Annotated in this window: 16 protein-coding genes; 11 read left to right on the top strand and 5 right to left on the bottom strand. The window is 67.0% G+C overall.

Annotated features, from left to right (window positions below):
• Positions 1-91: 91 nt before the first annotated feature.
• Positions 92-1,792 (bottom strand): hypothetical protein, encoded by a 1,701-nt coding sequence (locus ACW179_RS04235; RefSeq protein WP_492063060.1) that lies wholly within the window; start codon positions 1,790-1,792, stop codon positions 92-94.
• A gap of 216 nt (positions 1,793-2,008) precedes the next feature.
• On the opposite strand from ACW179_RS04235, the gene chvI reads away from it, so the two are divergent.
• The 5 genes from chvI (at position 2,009) to ACW179_RS04210 (ending at position 5,474) form a co-directional block, all read left to right on the top strand.
• Entirely contained in the window at positions 2,009-2,716 is a 708-nt protein-coding gene (gene chvI / locus ACW179_RS04230; RefSeq protein WP_492063059.1) for a two-component response regulator ChvI, read from the top strand.
• Positions 2,691-4,289, top strand: a complete 1,599-nt coding sequence (gene chvG / locus ACW179_RS04225) for a two-component sensor histidine kinase ChvG (protein WP_492063058.1) — start codon at positions 2,691-2,693, stop codon at positions 4,287-4,289. Before chvI ends, chvG begins: the two co-directional genes overlap by 26 nt.
• Positions 4,286-4,720 (top strand): HPr kinase/phosphorylase, encoded by a 435-nt coding sequence (locus ACW179_RS04220; protein ID WP_492063057.1) that lies wholly within the window; start codon positions 4,286-4,288, stop codon positions 4,718-4,720. Before chvG ends, ACW179_RS04220 begins: the two co-directional genes overlap by 4 nt.
• Before the next feature lie 74 nt (positions 4,721-4,794).
• Entirely contained in the window at positions 4,795-5,199 is a 405-nt protein-coding gene (locus ACW179_RS04215) for a PTS sugar transporter subunit IIA (protein WP_492063056.1), read from the top strand.
• Positions 5,196-5,474, top strand: a complete 279-nt coding sequence (locus tag ACW179_RS04210) for an HPr family phosphocarrier protein (protein WP_492063055.1) — start codon at positions 5,196-5,198, stop codon at positions 5,472-5,474. The genes ACW179_RS04215 and ACW179_RS04210 overlap by 4 nt, the downstream gene beginning before the upstream one ends.
• 85 nt (positions 5,475-5,559) lie before the next feature.
• Here the strand turns inward: ACW179_RS04210 and ACW179_RS04205 are convergent, their stop codons facing one another.
• Positions 5,560-6,684 carry an IS481 family transposase gene (locus tag ACW179_RS04205; RefSeq protein WP_492061778.1) on the bottom strand — a complete coding sequence of 375 codons (1,125 nt, stop codon included), beginning with the start codon at positions 6,682-6,684 and terminating at the stop codon, positions 5,560-5,562.
• Positions 6,685-7,133: 449 nt separating this feature from the next.
• Here ACW179_RS04205 and ACW179_RS04200 point away from each other — a divergent pair, with 449 nt between their 5' ends.
• Entirely contained in the window at positions 7,134-7,748 is a 615-nt protein-coding gene (locus ACW179_RS04200; protein ID WP_492063054.1) for a hypothetical protein, read from the top strand.
• Between the two features lie 1,081 nt (positions 7,749-8,829).
• Here ACW179_RS04200 and ACW179_RS04195 read toward each other — a convergent pair.
• Together ACW179_RS04195 and ACW179_RS04190 are read right to left on the bottom strand one after the other, a co-directional pair.
• The gene (locus tag ACW179_RS04195) at positions 8,830-10,017 is read right to left on the bottom strand and encodes an acetyl-CoA C-acyltransferase (protein WP_492063053.1); all 1,188 of its coding nucleotides are present in this window, start codon (positions 10,015-10,017) and stop codon (positions 8,830-8,832) included.
• A 108-nt stretch (positions 10,018-10,125) separates the two neighbouring features.
• On the bottom strand, positions 10,126-11,001 hold the full coding sequence (locus ACW179_RS04190) for an isoaspartyl peptidase/L-asparaginase family protein (RefSeq protein ID WP_492063052.1): 876 nt from the start codon (positions 10,999-11,001) through the stop codon (positions 10,126-10,128).
• Positions 11,002-11,071: 70 nt separating this feature from the next.
• On the opposite strand from ACW179_RS04190, the gene ACW179_RS04185 reads away from it, so the two are divergent.
• The 5 genes from ACW179_RS04185 (at position 11,072) to ACW179_RS04165 (ending at position 15,967) form a co-directional block, all read left to right on the top strand.
• Entirely contained in the window at positions 11,072-12,070 is a 999-nt protein-coding gene (locus ACW179_RS04185; protein WP_492063051.1) for an NADPH:quinone oxidoreductase family protein, read from the top strand.
• 105 nt (positions 12,071-12,175) lie between these two features.
• Complete coding sequence (locus ACW179_RS04180; RefSeq protein ID WP_492063050.1) at positions 12,176-13,057, top strand: WecB/TagA/CpsF family glycosyltransferase; 882 nt, start codon at positions 12,176-12,178, stop codon at positions 13,055-13,057.
• Between the two features lie 79 nt (positions 13,058-13,136).
• Positions 13,137-14,027 carry an SDR family NAD(P)-dependent oxidoreductase gene (locus ACW179_RS04175; protein ID WP_492063049.1) on the top strand — a complete coding sequence of 297 codons (891 nt, stop codon included), beginning with the start codon at positions 13,137-13,139 and terminating at the stop codon, positions 14,025-14,027.
• Positions 14,024-14,935 carry a DMT family transporter gene (locus tag ACW179_RS04170; protein WP_492063048.1) on the top strand — a complete coding sequence of 304 codons (912 nt, stop codon included), beginning with the start codon at positions 14,024-14,026 and terminating at the stop codon, positions 14,933-14,935. The genes ACW179_RS04175 and ACW179_RS04170 overlap by 4 nt, the downstream gene beginning before the upstream one ends.
• 84 nt (positions 14,936-15,019) lie before the next feature.
• On the top strand, positions 15,020-15,967 hold the full coding sequence (locus ACW179_RS04165; protein WP_492063047.1) for a glycoside hydrolase family 16 protein: 948 nt from the start codon (positions 15,020-15,022) through the stop codon (positions 15,965-15,967).
• Between the two features lie 13 nt (positions 15,968-15,980).
• Here the strand turns inward: ACW179_RS04165 and ACW179_RS04160 are convergent, their stop codons facing one another.
• Positions 15,981-17,945, bottom strand: coding sequence for an acyltransferase family protein (locus ACW179_RS04160; protein WP_492063046.1), 1,965 nt, complete (start codon positions 17,943-17,945; stop codon positions 15,981-15,983).
• Positions 17,946-18,173: the final 228 nt, after the last annotated feature.

Here is an 18,173-nt window from a genome sequence, read left to right as displayed (position 1 = left end):
GCGATCTGATGAAATCAGATCACCCGCTCTGGCTTTTTGCTTTCACGCGCGTTTGATTCCGAAAGCCGGTTCCCACTTTTCGGAACGCGCTCTAAGCGGCCTGCTGCTGCAGCAGACCCTTGATCAGCTGCATTGTGGCCGGTGAAGCCGCCAGGGCCTCGCGGGCCTCGGGGGCCCGGGCCAGTTTCAGGGCCTCGATCCGGGCGCGTTCGGCCACCGGTCCGGTCGGGCCGGCCTCGCCCATGGCCAGCTTGGCCAGCAGGGTCAGGCGATGGCCGATCGGAGCGGGGGCGCGCACCAGCATGGTCAACAGGCGGCTGTCTTCCTCGACCAGCGAACCCAGTTGGCCCAGCTTGGCGCACACCGGCTCGAAGTCTTCGCGCACCAGGCCCGAGCGCATCACGCTGCGCTGCAGGCCGGCCAGCGCCGCCATCTTGGCGACGGGCGATTCAGGGCCCTGCCGCAGTTCCTTCTCGAGGCGCAGCGAGGTGATATTGGCGCTCAGCCAGCGCGCGGCCTGACGCTTGTTGACCGCGCCCATCACGTTCTCGGCCAGGCGGATCAGCAAGCCGACCTCGTCGCGCGCCGAGCGGTCGCGACCCAGCAGGGCCTCGATGAACTCGCCGTTCAAGAGGGTCTTGGAGCGGGTGGTGAAGGCGGCCTGGATGTCTTCAGCCGGCAGGATGCGTCCGGCGGCGGCGGTCAGGCTCATGGCCAGGGCGCGCAGGAACTCGATCTCGGCCTCGGCGTCGGTGGGCTTGAGACGGCGCACGCCGTTCAGCTCCTTGAGCACCCGGCGGGCGATGGAGGCACGGACGGCGGCGAACTGATCGCCTGACAGCCAGTCGCTGAGGCGGCGGGCCGTGCCGCTGAGCTCGGGCATGCAGGCGGCGACATTGGGCTGGACGCGGATCAGGGCTTCCACCTGGGCACCGCCGGTGAGGCGGGTCATGGCGGCCAGGGTCAAGCCCAGGTCGTCGCTGGTGCCCAGCAGATCGGCCATGCCGGCGCGCGAGCCGATGATCTCGGCCAGGGGCTGCTCGATGGCGTGCATGGCCACGGCGCGGGGCACGGGCTCGGTCGGCGCCGCGTCGGCCAGGTCCAGCAGGCGGGCGATCTTGTCGGACCAGCTGACGCCGGGCGCGATGGAGGCGGCGACGCCGGCGCCCAGCAGGAAGGCGCGGTCGGGGTCGCCGGCCAGACGCGTGGCGGCCCTGGCGAAGCCTTCCTTGTCGAGGTCCGGAAGTTGGCCCTTCTTGAAGGCCTTGGTCAGGTTGGTGATCGAACGCTCGACCAGCGACTGGAGGGTACGGATCAGCTCATGCACCGAAACGCCGCGCGCCTCGGCTTCGGGAATGGCGATCTTCTGCAGGGCGTGCTGCAGGTCGGTGCCCGAGGCTTCCAGCTTTTCGACCAGGTCTGGCCGGTGCAGAAGCTCGAAGGGGGTTGCGTTGTGGCGGGCCAGCCAGCCTTCCAGCAGGCGGCCGATCCGGTCGCGGGCGTGGGCGGTGTAGAGGTCGGCCGGCTGGACGCACAGGGGGTCCAGGTCCTCGACCTGCTTCTTGGGCTTGCCGCCGTCGACCATGCCCTTGGTGAAGATCGAGATCGACTTGTATTCGCGGGTTTCGGGGTCGAGGGTCTCTTTGGTCACCCGAACGGCGATGGCTCGACCCGAGGTCAGGACCTCTTCGGCGTTCTGCACGGCGGTCGTGCGGACCTCCGTGGCCATTTCCAGGGTCCAGGCCGCGCCGGCCTTGCGACGCACAAACAGTTCGTAATGGACGTCGCTCATAGGCGAAGGGCTCCCGAAGACCCACTTATGGGATACAAGACCTTAAAACGAGGTTGAGGCCGTTCCGCCGACTCGCCGCTCGCGACATCTTGGGTCGCAATGGCGCCACGCTGGGGCCGCAAAGACCTTGGAAAGCTTTGCCGCACCGCGCGTTGAAGCGGAGGCGGGCGGTCGATAGGATCGCGCCGAACGAAGGTGAAGGATCACACGGGCTCCATGGCCGCTATCACGCTCATCGACGACGACGAGAACATCGTCGCCTCCGTCTCGCTGGCCCTCGAAAGCCACGGCCACACGGTCAAGGCCTATTATGATGGGGCCTCAGGTCTTGAGGCTGTCGAAAGCCAGGCACCGGATCTGGTGATCCTCGACGTCAAGATGCCCCGCATGGACGGCATGGAAGTGCTGCGCCGCCTGCGCCAGACCTCCGAGATTCCGGTCATCATGCTGACCTCGAAGGACGACGAGATCGACGAGATCCTCGGCTTCAACCTCGGCGCCGACGACTATATGCACAAGCCCTTCAGCCAGCGCTTGCTGCTGGAGCGGGTCAAGGCTGTGCTGCGCCGCGCCCGCCCCGAGGACGACGAGCCGTCGTCCGCCCCCGGCACCGCCGGTTCCAAGGTGATGAAGCGCGGCAAGCTGACCCTGGACGCAGCCCGCCATGACAGCCTGTGGGAAGGCAAGCCGGTGCGCCTGACGGTCACCGAGTTCCTGCTGCTGCAATCCCTGGCCCAGCGTCCGGGCTTCGTGAAGAGCCGCGACAACCTGATGGACGCCGCCTACGACGATCAGGTCTATGTCGACGACCGTACCATCGACAGCCACATCAAGCGGATGCGCAAGAAGTTCCGCCAGGTCGATCCCGAGTTCGATTCCATCGAGACCCTGTACGGCGTTGGCTACCGTTATCGCGAAGTCTGACGGCGAGCCGCGCGGCCGGCGCTGGTCCTGGCCGCGCGGCTCGCGGCTGGGCCGGCTGATCATTGGTCTGAACGTGCTGGCGCTGGCGATCCTGGTGATCGGGGCGCTGGTGCTCAATGAGCTGCGCAGCGGTCTGGTCAATGCCCGGATCGACAGCCTGACCACCCAGGGCGAGCTGATCGCCAACGTCATCGACCAGTCGGCGACGGTGGGCGACCCTGAGCCGGCGCTGGATCCCTATACGGCCAGCGCGATCTTCCAGCTGCTGTTCATTCCCCGCTCGCAACGGGCGCGATTGTTCGACGCCCAGGGCAAGGTGCTGGCCGACAGTTTCGTGGTCGCCGACCGGGTCGAATGGAAGGTGCTGCCGCCCGCCCGCAAGCCGGGCCAGGACGATGCCGACACCCACCTCGACCCCGCCGCTGCCGCCAAGAGCGCCCGGGCCAGCAAGGCCCTGGCCGACGAGGTAGCCCTGGCCCTGCGCGGCGGCCCGGTGTCGGGCACGCGGGTGTCCGAGAACGGCGAGCGGGTGGTTTCGGTCTCGATCCCGATCCAGCACGTGCGGGCAGTTCTGGGTGTCCTGACGCTGGAGGCCGGCGATGTCGATGCGATCATCGCGGCCGAGCGGCGGGCCCTGCTGCCCTTTATCCTCGTAGCGATTACCGCGACCCTGATCTCGTCGATCCTGCTGCATCGGCTGATCGCCGAGCCCGTTTTGCGCCTGGCCCGCGCCGCCGACCGCGTGCGGCTGCAGGGCGCGCGCGCCATCTCCCTGCCCGATATCGCCCGGCGGCAGGACGAGATCGGCGACCTGTCCCGCGCCCTGGAGGAGATGACCCACTCGCTGTCCGAGCGCATGGACGGTATCGAGCGGTTCGCCGCCGACGTGGCCCACGAGATCAAGAATCCCCTGACCTCGATCCGTTCGGCCATCGAGACCCTGGACCTGGTCTCCGACCCCGTGGCGCGAGCCCGGCTGCTGGCCATCCTGCAAAACGACGTCAACCGGCTGGACCGGCTGGTCACCGACATCTCCAACGCCTCGCGCCTGGACGCCGAGCTGTCGCGGGAAGCGCCGCGCGCGCTCGACTTGGCCAAGCTGCTGGCCGAGGTCGCCAGCCTTTATGAGGCCCAGCTTCGCCCGGGCGAGGCTCCCGGCAGCGTGCGGGTCACCGTCGTCACCGGCGAGCCGGGTGCCACGGCCCGGCTGATGGCCCGCGAGACGCCGATCGGCCAGGTGTTCCGCAACCTGATCGACAATGCCCGCTCGTTCAGCCCGGCCGATGGCGAGGTTCGCGTCGTGCTGACCCGCACGCGCGGCCGGCTGATCACCACCATCGACGATGACGGTCCGGGCATGCCGCCGGAGAATCTCGAGACGATCTTCGAGCGCTTCTACACCTCGCGGCCCAAGGGGCGGGCGTTCGGCGGCAATTCAGGACTGGGCCTGTCCATCGCCCGGCAAATCGTCGAGGCCCATGGCGGCGCGCTGAAGGCCGAGAACCGCCTCGACGCCGACGGCCGCACCCTGGGTGCCCGCTTTACCGTCGACCTGCCGGAAGCCCGCGAGTGATTCGTCATGCCGGCCTTCTGGCCCTGCAGGTGGGCGGCTACTGGCGGGGCGTGCTGATCGAGGGGCCCTCGGGGGTCGGCAAAAGCGATCTGGCGCTCCGCGCGCTCGAATCAGGCTTCCGCCTGGTGGCCGACGACCGCACCCTGGTCTTTGCATCGGGCGGGCGTCCCTATGGCAAGGCACCCCAGACCCTGGCGGGCCTGCTGGAGATTCGCGGCCTGGGCGTCGTGGCCCAGCCGGCTATCCCGGTCTGCGAAATTGTTCTTGTCGTGCGCTGTGTTGACGCCCCTTCGAAGGTCGAACGCCTGCCTCAGGCGCGGTTCCAGCCCCTGGCGGGCGTGAATGTTCCCGTTTTCGACCTGTGGCCGATGGAACCCGCCGCCCCGGTGAAAATAAGACGCATGCTGGAGCATCTTGGAGTCGCTCTCTAACGAGCGTATCAAGGCCGCCCGCGCGGCTCCTCCCGGCCGCGCCGGGTTAGGGGTTCCCGTTTGAGAAATCAGGCATGATCGGGCTCGTGATCGTTACGCACGGTCGCCTGGCGGAGGAGTTTGTCTCCGCCATGGAACATGTTGTCGGACCGCAGAGCGCCGTGAAGGCGATCTGTATCGGTCCCGAGGACGACATGGAGCGCCGTCGATCGGACATTTTGAAGGCCTGCGCCGTCGTCGATGACGGCAGCGGCGTGATTCTGGTCACCGACATGTTCGGCGGCACGCCCAGCAACCTGGCCATCTCGGTGATGGAACAGACCCGCGCCGAGGTGATCGCCGGGCTGAACCTGCCGATGCTGATCAAGCTGGCCAGCGTGCGCCAGCGCGAGGACCTGCAGGCCTGCGTCGCCCACGCCCAGGAGGCTGGACGCAAATACATCTCCGTGGCCTCCTACGTGCTGGCGGGAGAAAAATGAGTCGCATGGCGGCGAAAACGGTCGAGATCGTCAACGAGCGGGGCCTGCACGCCCGGGCTTCGGCCAAGTTCGTCAAGATGGCCGCCGGCTTTGACGCCGAGGTCACCGTCAGCCGCGAGGGCGCGTGCGTCGACGCCCGCTCGATCATGGGCCTGATGATGCTGGCCGCCGGCATCGGCTCCACCATCGACATCGCGGCTGAGGGCCCGGAAGCCGAGGCTGCCGTCGAGGCGCTGACGGAGCTGGTTGCGAACCGGTTCGACGAAGAGCGGTAGGGGCTTGCCCCTCTCCCCTTGCGGGTGTTTGGACCGGAGACATCCGTGACAGGTGTTCGGAGACATCCGTGACAGGTTGAGGATGCTATTTTGCGGTCCTCAGGTCGATGGTTTTGAGACGTTGGGTCTGGAAGAAGACGTCGAAGACGCCATCGGTCTGGGTGGCTCGCAGGGCGACAGCTTTTCCAGCGAAGGCTTTTGGGACCTTGAGCGGACGGTTGGCAAAACTGAGATGGCCCCCTTGCTGGACCCGGCGAACCTGGTCGTCGGGTCCGTACTCGAAGGGCGGGATGACGGGCTGGTAGGGCCTTGGACTGTGTCGGTAGCGATCGACGGGAACCGCCATGTCCAGGGCCTGGTGAGGCCGGACCAGATTGTAGATGTCACGCCAGTGATCGAGCGCGCGGGCCGCATGGTCGAGGGTCTCGAAGGGGGCGCTCAGGGCCTCGGCCTTTAGGGTGCGATGGAAGCGCTCGTCCTTGCCCAAGGTCTGGGGATGATAGGGCCGGGAGTGGCTGATGCGCACGCCCAGCTCGATCAGCCACACGCCCAGCGGGGTGTAGGGATCGCCGGGGCCGTTGCCCCAGGGCGAGCCGTTGTCGGTGGCGATGCGCCAGGGCAGACCATAGCGGGTAAAGGCCTGGATCAGTTGATCCTTGACGGTCTGGGTCTTCTGGTTGGCGCAAGCGGCCAAGACCACGGCAAACCTCGAGTGGTCGTCCAGCACCGTCAGGGGATGCAGTCGCCCTGAGCCGAGGGCCACATGGCCCTTGAAGTCCATCTGCCACAGATCGTTGGGCTGGGGATGCTCGAAGCGGATGAAAGGCTGAGCGCCGCCGCCTTCACCGCCCAGCGCCACACCACCCCGGCGCAGGATCTGGGTCACCGTCGAGGGGGCCGGAGCCTCAAGCCCCTCACGCCGCAGCACCGCCGCGATCTTGCGGCCACCCCAGGCCGGATGCTCCGCACGGACCTGAAGCGTCGCATCCTCAACCGCCGTCTCCGTGCGCCGGGGCGAGGTCCGCGGTCGGCGAGATCGCGCCTCAAGGCCCGCATCGCCTTGCTCCCGATAGCGCGCCATGAGCCGGTAGCCCAGCGTCGCGCTGACCCCGAACCGCCGGCAAAGCTCCCGCCTGTTACAGCCTTCAACCAAGGCCAGCCGTACAAACTCCCGTTTGCGATCCATCGCAGACACCCCCGTGAACGGCATCCCGACCTCCCTCTGAGATCGGAAAATGTGTCACGGATGTCTCCGAACACCTGTCACGGATGTCTCCGGTCCAAACAGCGGGAGAGGGTGGCCCGCGCAGCGGGTCGGGTGAGGGGTCGCGCAGGCCCTTCCGACAGGGTTTTCGACCCCTCATCCGGCGCTTCGCGCCACCTTCTCCCGCAAGGGGAGAAGGATTGTTGTGTCTCAGCGTCCATCCGTGACTCTCAAAAAGTGGGCGTTCTGGACGGCAAGCGAATGTCCGGTTTGCGGGGTGGGCTAAACTTGTGTTGCCGACCCTGACCGGAGTTCACAGGAACCACGCTGGACGCGGACAGGGCCCGAACAAGTCCCGAGTCTCGGCTAAGGTCCGTCGTTAGCCTGCGGTAGCGCTTTTCTGGCGTGCTGTTACTGATGTTGCAGACACCTTTAGCGTGTATAACGGGGATGACATGAAGAAGCGCTGGATTGCTTTAGGAGCCCTGCTGCTTGCCGCCGGGTACGGCACGCTATCGTTTCTTTCATTCCAAAAACCGCCAACCCTAATGGGTGCTCATCAACCTCCGCCATTCGGTCCGGTGCCGTGTCCGAACGATCCACTGTCCAGGGTTGTGAACGCGACGTGGTCAAACCCTGTGAAACGCCGCGACCTACTTGCAAGAGAGTTCGAAAGGCGCGCCGCGTACAAACGTAAGGTTAAACACGGTTCCGATCCGAACGATGTATGGCGCTGGCGTTTGCCAACCGGCATCGTGCGTGGCCTAGTTCTGGAGCAAGAAGCTGACCGGGTGATCGGCCCAAAGCCTCGCGCCACTGCTTTCCGCGCGGAAATGCAGCGCTTGAGCTTCGAGTGTATCGATCAAGTGTTTCCGGCGAACGAATATGTGCCTGTCTCAACCACGCAGATTTCCTGCAAGCATTACCTTCCAGCGGGGTGCCCGTCGAAATTTGGACATTGGCCTATATTCATCATCCGCAACCACGCACTCGCTGTAGCTTCTTACCGAGAAGATGAGCTCAGCCCCATAACCTTGGGCTATTCGAGCAGTGATTTTTTCTTCCGCTGAAGGTTGCCACTTGCCGTCTGCACCCTCGTCAGGATGGAGAGGGCCTGTCCGCTAACCACCCACCATAGCCTCTCCTACCGTCTGCCTGCCGACGTCGCCCTCCGCCGCAGCGGAGGCTGGCGCGCCCTGAAACCCTTGGTGGAATTGGAGCTCTGGGGCCAGGCCGTGTCAATGACGGCGCGCCGCGCCGCCGCGCGCGGCCGGCCTCTGGCCGGTCATTGACACGGCCTGGCCCCAGAGCAAGCTCGCCTCCAAGGTTTTAAGGCGAGGCCTGGGCACCATTGTAAGCTGATCCCAAAAAAGCTTGTCATCCCGGCCGCAGCGTAGCGGAGAGCCGGGACCCAGGGGCCGCCTCACTGCCGGCTGCCCCTGGGTCCCGGCGCTCCCGCCCTTTCGGGCGTCCGGCCGGGATGACAAGCTTTTTTGGGCTTGGAGAACGGGGATCCAGCCGCTTACATCCCCGGCGTATCGCCGACAAACCCTCGCCAAATCAACGCCCTGCAAAAATCTCGCACCGCGCCGTCAGACGCGCCCAAAACCACCCCCATAATCACAGCTGTCCCCGTCGCAGGGGGAGGGCGCTTGGTACCGGCCCGAAGCGGCGATGGGGATGAAGCTGAGCGGGGCCGCGCGGTCACGCAGCGAGGATGAAAGTGGCCTGTTCGTTGGATTGATCCGGGGCCACCGGAGGTCTTGCTTGCCAGACAGCGCGGAACGACAGGGCGGTGATCGTAAAGCCGTCTATCGCGACCCGTCGGACCCCTCACGGATGCACCGCAGGGGTTGGGCGCGCCCGTCCGGGGGACAATTGGGGGCCAGAGCTGAAACAGCGCTCGCGAGCTCGCCATCCTCACGGTCAGAACAGCTTCTGCGAAGCGGAAGAGACGAGCCGAAACGCACACAATACCCATCACGGTCCCCGGGTTCGCCCCGGCCGCTTCGCGCCTCCCCAACCCCTTCAGCGGCCAACGCCGCGTGAGGCTGTCAGTCCGTGTCCGATCCATCTGCTGCGCCCCCACAAACGAAAACGGGCCGGAAACCCGAAGGTCCCGGCCCGTCCAGGTCGGTAGTCAGCGCGAAATCAGAAGATCTCGAACAATCCAGCCGCTCCCATGCCGCCGCCGATGCACATGGTCACGACGCCCAGCTTGGCGCCGCGACGCTTGCCTTCCAGCAGCAGGTGGCCGGCGCAGCGGGCGCCGGTCATGCCGAAGGGGTGGCCGATGGCGATGGAGCCGCCGTTGACGTTATACTTCTCAGGATCGATGCCCAGCTTGTCGCGGCTGTAGAGGCACTGCGACGCGAAGGCTTCGTTCAGTTCCCACAGGTCGATGTCGTCGACCTTCAGGCCATGGCGTTCCAGCAGGCGTGGCACGGCATAGACGGGGCCGATGCCCATCTCGTCAGGCTCGCAGCCGGCGACGGCGAAGCCACGGAAGGCGCCCAGCGGGGTCAGGCCGCGACGGGCGGCCTCGGCGGCTTCCATCACCACCACGGCGGCGGCACCGTCCGACAGCTGGCTGGCATTGCCGGCGGTGACGAACTTGCCTTCGCCCATGACGGGCTTGAGGCTGGCCAGGCCTTCCAGCGTGGTGTCGGCGCGGTTGCACTCGTCCTTGTCGACCACGTAGTCGACGAAGCTCTCTTCCTTGGTTTCCTTGTTGACCACCTTCATCTTGGTGGCCATCGGCACGATCTCGTCCTTGAACAGGCCGGCGGCCTGGGCGGCGGCGATGCGCTGCTGGCTGCGCAGGGCGTATTCGTCCTGGTATTCGCGGCTGAGATTATAGCGCTTGGCCACGATGTCGGCGGTGTCGATCATCGCCATCCAGAGGGCCGGATGGGTGCCCATCAGCTTTTCTTCGGTGATGTGGAAGCGGTTCATGTGACCGCCGCCCTGCACCAGCGAGATCGACTCGACGCCGCCGCCGATGGCGACATTGGCACCGTCATTGCGGACATAGTTGGCCGCCGTGGCGATGGCCTGCAGGCCCGACGAGCAGAAGCGGTTGATGGTCTGGCCCGAAACGGTGACCGGCAGGCCGGCCCACATGGCGGCGTTGCGCGCCACGTTCATGCCGGTGGCGCCTTCGGGGCCGCCGCAGCCCAGGGCCACGTCTTCGACTTCGCCGCCCTCAAGGCCGGCCCGCGACACGGCGTGCTGGATGGCGTGACCCGCCATGGCCGCACCGTGGGTGTTGTTGAAACCGCCGCGGTTGGACTTGGCCAGACCGGTGCGGGCGTAAGAGACGATGACCGCTTCGCGCATGGGCGCTTCTCCCCGTTAAACGTTAGTTTGAATTGGGGGCACCCTAGACCGGGATTTCCGGATGGGAAAGGTCACGCAAACGTAAAGCAGCCGCCCGCCGCTACGGCCCTAGAAGGCGGCGCTGAAGATCGTGCCATCGGGGAACAGCGCCGCGCGTTTGACGCCGTTCGAGGCGAACGGCATCGCGACATTGCCGTCCTTGTCGATCGCGATCAGCCCGCCGTCGCCGCCCAGGGCCGCGACGGCGGCGATGGCGGCGGCTGCGGCGGTCTCCAGGCTCTCGCCGCCGAACCGCATGCGGTGGGCGATCTGCACGGCCACCGCCGTGCGGATGAAGAACTCGCCCTGGCCGGTGCAGGACACAGCGGCGGTGTCGTCGGCCCAGGCCCCGGCCCCGATGATGGGCGAGTCGCCCACGCGGCCCGGCATCTTGCCGAACACACCGGCCGTCGAGGTGGCGGCGGCCAGCCGGCCCTCCGCGTCGCGGACCACGCAGCCGACGGTGCCGGTCGGGTGATCGGGCGGATGGTTGCTCTCGAAGGCTCCGGCTTTCGTGAACCAGCTGTCGGGGTCAGCGATCTGCGCCAGGCCCTGGGCGCGGGCAAAGGCCATGGCGCCCTCGCCGGCCAGCATCACGTGCGGCGTTTTCTCCATCACGGCGCGGGCCGCCAGGATCGGGCTCTCGAAGCCTTGCAGGGCGGCGACCGATCCGGCCCGGCCGCTGGCCCCGTCCATCAGGCAGGCGTCCAGCTCATAGGCCCCGGCCGCATTGGGCGAGGCGCCCTTGCCGGCGATGTAGAGGCCGCTGGCTTCAAGAGCGACCACGGTCTCGACGGCGACATCCAGGGCGCCGGCCCCGGCGGCCAGCCGGTCGCGGGCGATCTCGACCAGACCGCGCATATGGGCGATCTCGACACTGTAATCATGGCCCGGCGCCGCGCCGGCTCCGCCGTGCAGGGCCAGGCTAAAACGTTTGTTTGACATTCCGCTTCCTTGGTCGCGCGCCCTGCGTTAGCGTCCGCCGCTCTTAACGAAAAAACCCGGGAGAAGACAGATGAAGGCGGTTCTCAGCACGGTGGTCGGCGGACCCGAAACCCTGGAACTGTCCGAACTGCCCGATCCCGTGGCCGGTCCCGGCCAGGTGCTGCTGGAGGTCAAGGCCTGCGGCGTCAACTATCCCGACGTGCTGATCATCGAAGACAAGTACCAGTTCCGTCCCGAGCGCCCGTTTGCGCCCGGCGGTGAGGTCTCGGGCCTGATCGCGGCCGTCGGCGAGGGCGTGACCCGCTTCAAGGTCGGCGACCGGGTGCTGGCCTCCACCGGCCACGGCGGCATGGCCGAGAAGCTGGCCCTGGACGAGGCGCGCTGCACGGCCATTCCCGACAACATGCCTTTTGACGAGGCGGCGGCCTTCATCCTCACCTATGGCACCTCCTACTACGCCCTCAAGGAACGCGGTCACCTGAAGGCCGGCGAGACCCTGCTGGTGCTGGGCGCGGCCGGCGGCGTGGGCCTGGCGGCGGTGGAACTGGGCAAGGCGGCGGGCGCTCGCGTGATCGCAGCGGCCTCCAGCCAGGAAAAGATCGACCTGGCCATCGCCCACGGCGCCGACGCCGGCGTGATCTATCCGCGCGGCCCGTTCGACAAGGACGGCCAGAAGGCCCTGGCCAATCTGATCAAGGACGCTTGCGGTCCGGGCGGCTGGGACGTGGCCTATGACGCGGTCGGCGGCGACTATTCCGAAGCCACCATCCGGGCTTCGGGCTGGGGTGGCCGCTTCCTGGTGATCGGCTTCCCGTCGGGCATTCCCAAGATCCCCCTGAACCTGACCCTGCTGAAGTCCTGTGACATCGTGGGCGTGTTCTGGGGCGCGGCGGTGGCCCGCGATCCGGCCGGCCATGCCCAGAACGTCAGGGAGCTGATGGCCCTCTATGCCGAGGGCAAGATCAAGCCGCACGTCTCGGAGCGCTTCCCCCTGGCCCGGGCCGGCGAGGCCATCGCCCACCTGGCCAGCCGCAAGGCCATGGGCAAGGTCGTGGTGACCAACGACTAGGACGGCCTGAATCTGACGGCTCCGGCGCGCCGGGCCGTCAGGGTTACCCCCCGCTAAGCATGAAGTTTAGCGGGATGCTTACGTCGCTAGGCCAAGCTTGGCCGCATGTCCGACGTCGCCCTGTCCAGCCCTCAGCCTTCGGCGCCCGCCCGTCCGTTCCGCCGCCAGCGGCGCAGCAGCGAACGCGTCATGGTGCTGGGTGCGGCCATGGATCTGGTCCGGCCCGAAGAGGTGTTCCAGTTCGTGGCTGGCCGACTGGCCCGGGGCCAGGGCGCGATCATCGCCAACCACAATCTGCACAGCCTGTATCTGGCAGGCAAAAGTCCTGCGGTGCGGGCCTTTTTCGCCGCCGCCGATCTGGTCGAGGTCGATTCGACGCCGCTGATCCTGTGGGCGCGGCTGATCGGCCGTTCCAGCCGGCCGTTCCATCGCTGCACCTATCTGGACTGGCGCGACCTGTTCTGGGCCAGGGCCCAGGCCGAGGGCTGGCGGGTCTTCTTCGTCGGCGGCGCGCCGGGCGTGGCCGACACGGCCCGCAAGCGGATCCTGGCCGACTTTCCCGATGTGAACCTCGCCACCCATCACGGCTATTTCGACGCCACGTCGGGATCGGCCGAAAACGCCGCCGTGGTCGAGGCGGTCAACGCTTTTGGCCCGCAGATCCTGCTGGTGGGCATGGGCATGCCGCGTCAGGAGGTCTGGGTGCTCGAAAACCATCCCGCCCTGACCGCGCCCTGCGCCAGCTTCACGGTCGGCGGGGCCTTCGACTATGAGGCCGGTGCCCAGAAGGCCGCGCCGCGCTGGATGGGACGCCTCGGCGTGGAGTGGCTGTTCCGGTTGGTCGTCGATCCGCGCCGGCTGTTCGTGCGCTATTGCGTTGAGCCCTGGAGCCTGGTGGGTCCGGCCATGAGCGACCTGCGCCAGGCCTGTTTGCGACGCTCGCCCGAGTCTGAGGCCCAGGTCGAGACATCCGCGATCCAGGGCTAGCCAAGCCCCTTTCACTCCGCGAGTATGATCGTTGATCACCGACCCAGCAGAGGTCGGGCGGCAGGGAAGGGACTACACCATGGTTGGACGTCTGGACGGCAAGGTCGCCGTGATCACCGGCGGTTGTTCGGGCATCGGCCTGGGCGCGGTGGAGCTGTTTGTGGCGCAGGGTGCCAAGGTGATCGCCGCCGATCTCCAGGCCGAGAAGGGCGAAATGCTGGAGCGGCGCTTCCCTGACGCGGTGCGCTTCGCCCGCTGCGACGTCACCGTTGAAGCCGACATCGCCGCCGCCATCGCCCTGGCCAGGGACGCCTTTGGCGGGCTGGACATCCTGTTCAACAATGCCGGCCACGGCGGCACGCCGCTGGGCGTGGCCGACATGACCGCCGAGGGCTGGGACCACACCTTCGCCCTGCTGCTGCGCGGTCCGATTCTGGGCATGAAGCACGCCCTGCCCCTGATGCTGGAGCGGGGCGGCGGGTCCATTATCAACACGGCCTCGATCGCCGGACTGCAGGCGGGCTTTGGGCCCCTGGCCTATTCCACCGCCAAGTGCGCCGTGATCCACATGAGCCGTTGCGCGGCCGCAGAACTGTCGCCGCAGAAGATCAGGGTCAACGCCATCTGCCCGGGCCTGATCGCCACCTCGATCTTTGGGGCTTCCATGGGGCTGCCGCGCGAGGTCGCCGACCAGATGGCCGCCCGTGTCGCCGAGGTGGGATCCAGGATCCAGCCGATCCCCAAGGCCGGCCTGCCCGAAGACATCGCCCGCGCCGCCCTCTACCTGGCCAGCGACGATTCCGAATTCGTCACCGGCACCCACATCGTGGTCGATGGCGGCATCACCATCGGCGGAACCCACAGCTGGAACCGCGAGGCCCCCTCGCCCCTGCTGTCGGCCATGGGCATCACGCCCGAGCAGGCCGAGCAGATGCGTGAGGCCATGATCGCCTCCGGCGCGGCCGGGTGAAGCGGAACGCCCTCACGCCCAACCTGCGCGGCGCGCTGTGGATGCTGGCCTCTGCGCTGGGCTTCACCGTGATGACCACCCTGATCAAGTATCTGGGCCCGGGCTATCCGGCTGCGTTGCAGACCTTTTATCGTCAGCTGGCGGGCGTGATCGTGCTGCTGCCCCTGGTCGCCCGCGACTGGCGAGGGACGTTCCGGACCACTCGCCCCGGCCTTCTGATCTTCCGGTCCAGCGCGGGCGTGCTGGCCCTGATCCTGGGCTTCTACGCCTATCAGGCCCTGCCGCTGGCCGACGCCAACGCCCTGTCGTTCACGCGCACCCTTTGGCTGGTGCCCCTGGCGGCGATCGTGCTGCGCGAACCTCTGGGACCCTTGCGGATCGGGGCCGCCGTGGCCGGGTTTGCCGGGGTGCTGGTCATGCTGCAGCCGGGAGCCGGCGGTTCCGGTGGCTGGCTGGGCTGGCCCCAGGCGGCCGCCCTGGCTTCGGCCCTGCTGTTCGCCCTGACCATCACCGGGATGAAGGTGATGACCCGCGACCACTCGCCCTTCACCCTGCTGGTCTATGCGGCGGTGCTGGGCCTGGTGTTCTCGTTGCCGCCGGCCCTGTTCGTGTGGCGCTGGCCCAGCCTGCCTGACCTTGGTCTGCTGGCGGCGATGGGCGTGATCGGCACGGTGACTCAGGGCTGCTACATCAAGGGCATGCAGGCCGGTGAGGCCGCCGTCATGGCCCCCATCGACTATACGCGGCTGGTCTTCGCGGTCATTGCGGGTTTCGTGCTGTTCCATGAGGTCCCACGGGCTGCGACCCTGATCGGAGCCGGCATCGTGGTGGCCTCGACCCTGTTCATCACCCTGCGCGAGCACCAGTTGTCGCGCCGCGCCCTGGCGGCGGCGACTCCGCCGGAATAGCACTCGGACCGGCCGCCGCCTTAGTGACGCCGCAGCAGCGATCGCCTAATGCAGGCCATCGGCTTTCAGTCAGGAGTTCCCCGCATGGCGTCAGGCCAGATCCGGTCGCTTGCCGTCGCTCTGACGGCCGCCGCCCTGATGGCGACGGCCGCCGCTGCGGCCCAGCCTGGCGGCACCCCGCTGGACCGCAGCGGTTTCCAGCCCACCTTCTCGGCCGAGTTCGACGCGGCCGACGGCAAGCTTGATCTCTGGAGCCCGGACAACCCCGGGGGTATCTGGAAAAGCGACTACTATTTCGGGGCCCAGCGCGACCGCCGCGATCATCGGCCCGGACGCGACGAGCAGTTCGTCGCCCGAACCATTCCCGGCGAACTGCAGGTCTATGTCGATGAGGCCTATTGCGGGCTAGACCCCTTCAAGGTGGCCGATGGCAAGCTGTCGATCGAGGCCTCGCGGCTGTCGGTGGCCGATGCCGTCGCCTGCAGCCAGGGCAAGCGCGCCTATGCCAGCGGCCTGATCACCACCCAGAAAAGCCTGCGCCAGACCTATGGCTATTTCGAAGCCCGGGTGAAGGTCCCGGACATCTGGGGCACATGGTCGGCCTTCTGGCTGCTGCCGGTGGAGAACACGCCGGCCAATGCCGGGCGGCTGCCTGAAATCGATGTGTTCGAGCACTATGCGGGTCCGCACCCCACGGTGCAGATCCGCCCCGGCGTACCGCTGGACCGCACGGGCCAGGCCAACATCACCGTCCATACAGGGGTGAAGACCGCCGAACAGATGCAACGTCCGCCGGCCCAGCCTCGCATCACCACGACCGGGTTCCATACCTATGGCGTGCTGTGGACGGCGTCCGAGCTGGTCTTCTATCTCGACGACGTCGAAACCTGGCGCACGCCGTTCCGCTACAGCCAGCCGATGTACATGCTGCTGAACCTGGCGGTCAGCGACAAGACGGCGGGAAACCCGGCGTTCGGTGAGTATCCTGCGGCGCTCGAGATCGACTATGTTCGGGCCTGGACCACGCCCTGATCAGGGCGTGGTCTTACGAGTCCTTCAGCGCCTGGGCGATCACGCCGCTCAGCCGTTGGGCCCCGGTGGCGCTCAGATGGTTATCGTCGAAATAGAGCACCTTGCCGTCCTTGGCCCCGACGCACTCACGCGCGTCGCACAGCACCTTGCCCGCATCCACAATCTTGAAGCCCAGGTCCTGGGACTGGGGCGTCAGGATCGCCTCGACCGGCGCCTGGCGGGAGTCATAGACATCGCGGGCCACGCCGATCTCGGGATTGGGATTGAAATAGCGGATCAGGGCGGCGGCGCGCGGCACGTCCACGGCCTGTTCGGGCACATAGGCCACGACCACGATGTTCAGGGGCTTGAGCCGGCCGATGGTGCGGGCCATGGACCGCTCGAACACCCGCTGGTTCTCGGCGTAAGAGCTTTGGGCAGAGTCACTGTCGCGGATGAACATCGCCTTCTCGCGCAGCGCGCCGAAACGGCTGCCGTTGACGGCGGTGGTCCAGCGGCCGATCAGCAGCACGGTCTTGATGTCCGGCGACTTGCGGATGAAGGCCAGGCTGGCCTCCAGCTGCTTCTGGCAATCGGGATTGCCCTGGTCGACGCCGATCAGGGCGTAACAGCCGCTCTGGGTCAGGATCACGCCCTTGCGGCCGGCCTGGCGGGCGGCGGTGTCGACACCCGGGATCAGCGAGTCGCCAAAGCTGTCGCCCAGCACCGCAAAGGTGGCGGGGCCTGCGCCCGGGGCGCCCAGCGTGCAGACCTTGCCGGCAGCGATGTCGGACGGCGAGCGCCGGTCGCAGGTCGCGCGGCGGGGGTTGATGTCTTCAGAGGCCAGGGCGTAGCGCCGCACAGCTGAAGGGAAGCGGTCGGGCAGGCCGTTGAAAACATAGCCCGCGCCGCCGACGGCCAGGATCACGGCCGCCACGGCGCCCGCACCGATGAAGAGGGGCTTGGGGCCGATATTGCGGGCGCGCCGGAAGGGCCGCTCCACGAAGCGCCAGCTCAGATAGGCCAGGACCATGACGACCAGGAAGATCAGAACCTTGTCGAGGGTCTCCAGCGGCCGCATCAGCACATAGCGGGCAAAGACCAGCACCGGCCAGTGCCACAGATACAGCGAGTACGAGATCAGCCCCATCCAGATCATCGGACGCAGCGACAGCAGGCTTCCCACCCAGGTGGGGCCGCGAATGTCGGCATAGAGGATGAAGGCCGCGCCCAGGCAGGGCAGAAGGGCGCTCTCGCCGGGGAAGCGGGTTTCGTGCGTATAGGTGGCGACGCTGAACAGGATCAGGCCCAGGCCGGTCAGGGCCAGCGCCTGTCGGGCGGGTTTGTTCTGGATCGGGGGCGGTACGCCCACAGCGATCAGCGAGCCGATCAGCAGTTCCCAGAACCGCGAGAACGGCAGGTAGAAGGTCATGTTCGGATCGTGGCGCACCAGCACCATGCTCAGCACCAGCGAGGCCAGAGTCACGGCGCCCAGCGCCCAGCGCCAGTGGCGCCAGCGCGGCATGACCAGGGCCATGAACAGCGGGAAGACTGTGTAGTACTGCTCCTCGACCGCCAGCGACCAGGTGTGCAGCAGGGGCTTGAGCTCGGCGGCCTGGTCGAAATAGTCCGATTTCAGCCAGAAGAAGATGTTGGAGCTGAACAGGGTGGTGGCCACCGCGCTGGCCGAGAACTCCTTGAAGTCCAGCGGCATCAGCACGGCCGCTGAAACCAGGGCGGTGATGATCAGCATCACAAACAGCGCCGGGAAGATTCGCCGGATACGGCGCTCATAGAAGCGGATGATGCTGAAATCGCCGCGCTCGACCTCGCTGGCGATGATCTTGGTGATCAGAAAGCCCGAGATGACGAAGAAGATGTCGACCCCGACATAGCCGCCTTCCATGTGCGGCACGCCGATGTGAAACAGCACCACGGACAGGACCGCGATCGCCCGCAGGCCATCGATATCGGGTCGGTATTGCAGATCTTTGCTCATTCGCGCCCGAAGTCTTCTGAAAGGCTCATGTCGAGGACTGCGAGGCGACGCGGCATGATCGCCTGTCGCGCTCGATTCCGTTTCACCCGTTTTATCGTCATTCAACCGTAGCGTTCTGGTGAACGCTCGGCGACAAACAACGCCAGCTTGGCATGTCCATGTGACGGTTGGCGGCGATGCTGCCAGAAATCTTGTCGCCGTCGAACGTTCGCTGGGCGGCCGGCCAGA

This window comes from Caulobacter sp. AVps18 (genome assembly GCF_058681425.1).
Note: the sequence above shows the minus strand (reverse complement) of the source record. Positions and strands in the feature narration are given on the sequence as shown.

Coding starts and splice junctions, on each gene's coding strand:
- ACW179_RS04235 (WP_492063060.1), bottom strand. CDS start 1,792: ATGAGCGACGTCCATTACGAACTGTTTGTGCGTCGCAAGGCCGGCGCG.
- chvI (WP_492063059.1), top strand. CDS start 2,009: ATGGCCGCTATCACGCTCATCGACGACGACGAGAACATCGTCGCCTCC.
- ACW179_RS04215 (WP_492063056.1), top strand. CDS start 4,795: ATGATCGGGCTCGTGATCGTTACGCACGGTCGCCTGGCGGAGGAGTTT.
- ACW179_RS04210 (WP_492063055.1), top strand. CDS start 5,196: ATGAGTCGCATGGCGGCGAAAACGGTCGAGATCGTCAACGAGCGGGGC.
- ACW179_RS04205 (WP_492061778.1), bottom strand. CDS start 6,684: ATGCCGTTCACGGGGGTGTCTGCGATGGATCGCAAACGGGAGTTTGTA.
- ACW179_RS04200 (WP_492063054.1), top strand. CDS start 7,134: ATGAAGAAGCGCTGGATTGCTTTAGGAGCCCTGCTGCTTGCCGCCGGG.
- ACW179_RS04195 (WP_492063053.1), bottom strand. CDS start 10,017: ATGCGCGAAGCGGTCATCGTCTCTTACGCCCGCACCGGTCTGGCCAAG.
- ACW179_RS04190 (WP_492063052.1), bottom strand. CDS start 11,001: ATGTCAAACAAACGTTTTAGCCTGGCCCTGCACGGCGGAGCCGGCGCG.
- ACW179_RS04185 (WP_492063051.1), top strand. CDS start 11,072: ATGAAGGCGGTTCTCAGCACGGTGGTCGGCGGACCCGAAACCCTGGAA.
- ACW179_RS04180 (WP_492063050.1), top strand. CDS start 12,176: ATGTCCGACGTCGCCCTGTCCAGCCCTCAGCCTTCGGCGCCCGCCCGT.
- ACW179_RS04175 (WP_492063049.1), top strand. CDS start 13,137: ATGGTTGGACGTCTGGACGGCAAGGTCGCCGTGATCACCGGCGGTTGT.
- ACW179_RS04165 (WP_492063047.1), top strand. CDS start 15,020: ATGGCGTCAGGCCAGATCCGGTCGCTTGCCGTCGCTCTGACGGCCGCC.
- ACW179_RS04160 (WP_492063046.1), bottom strand. CDS start 17,945: ATGAGCAAAGATCTGCAATACCGACCCGATATCGATGGCCTGCGGGCG.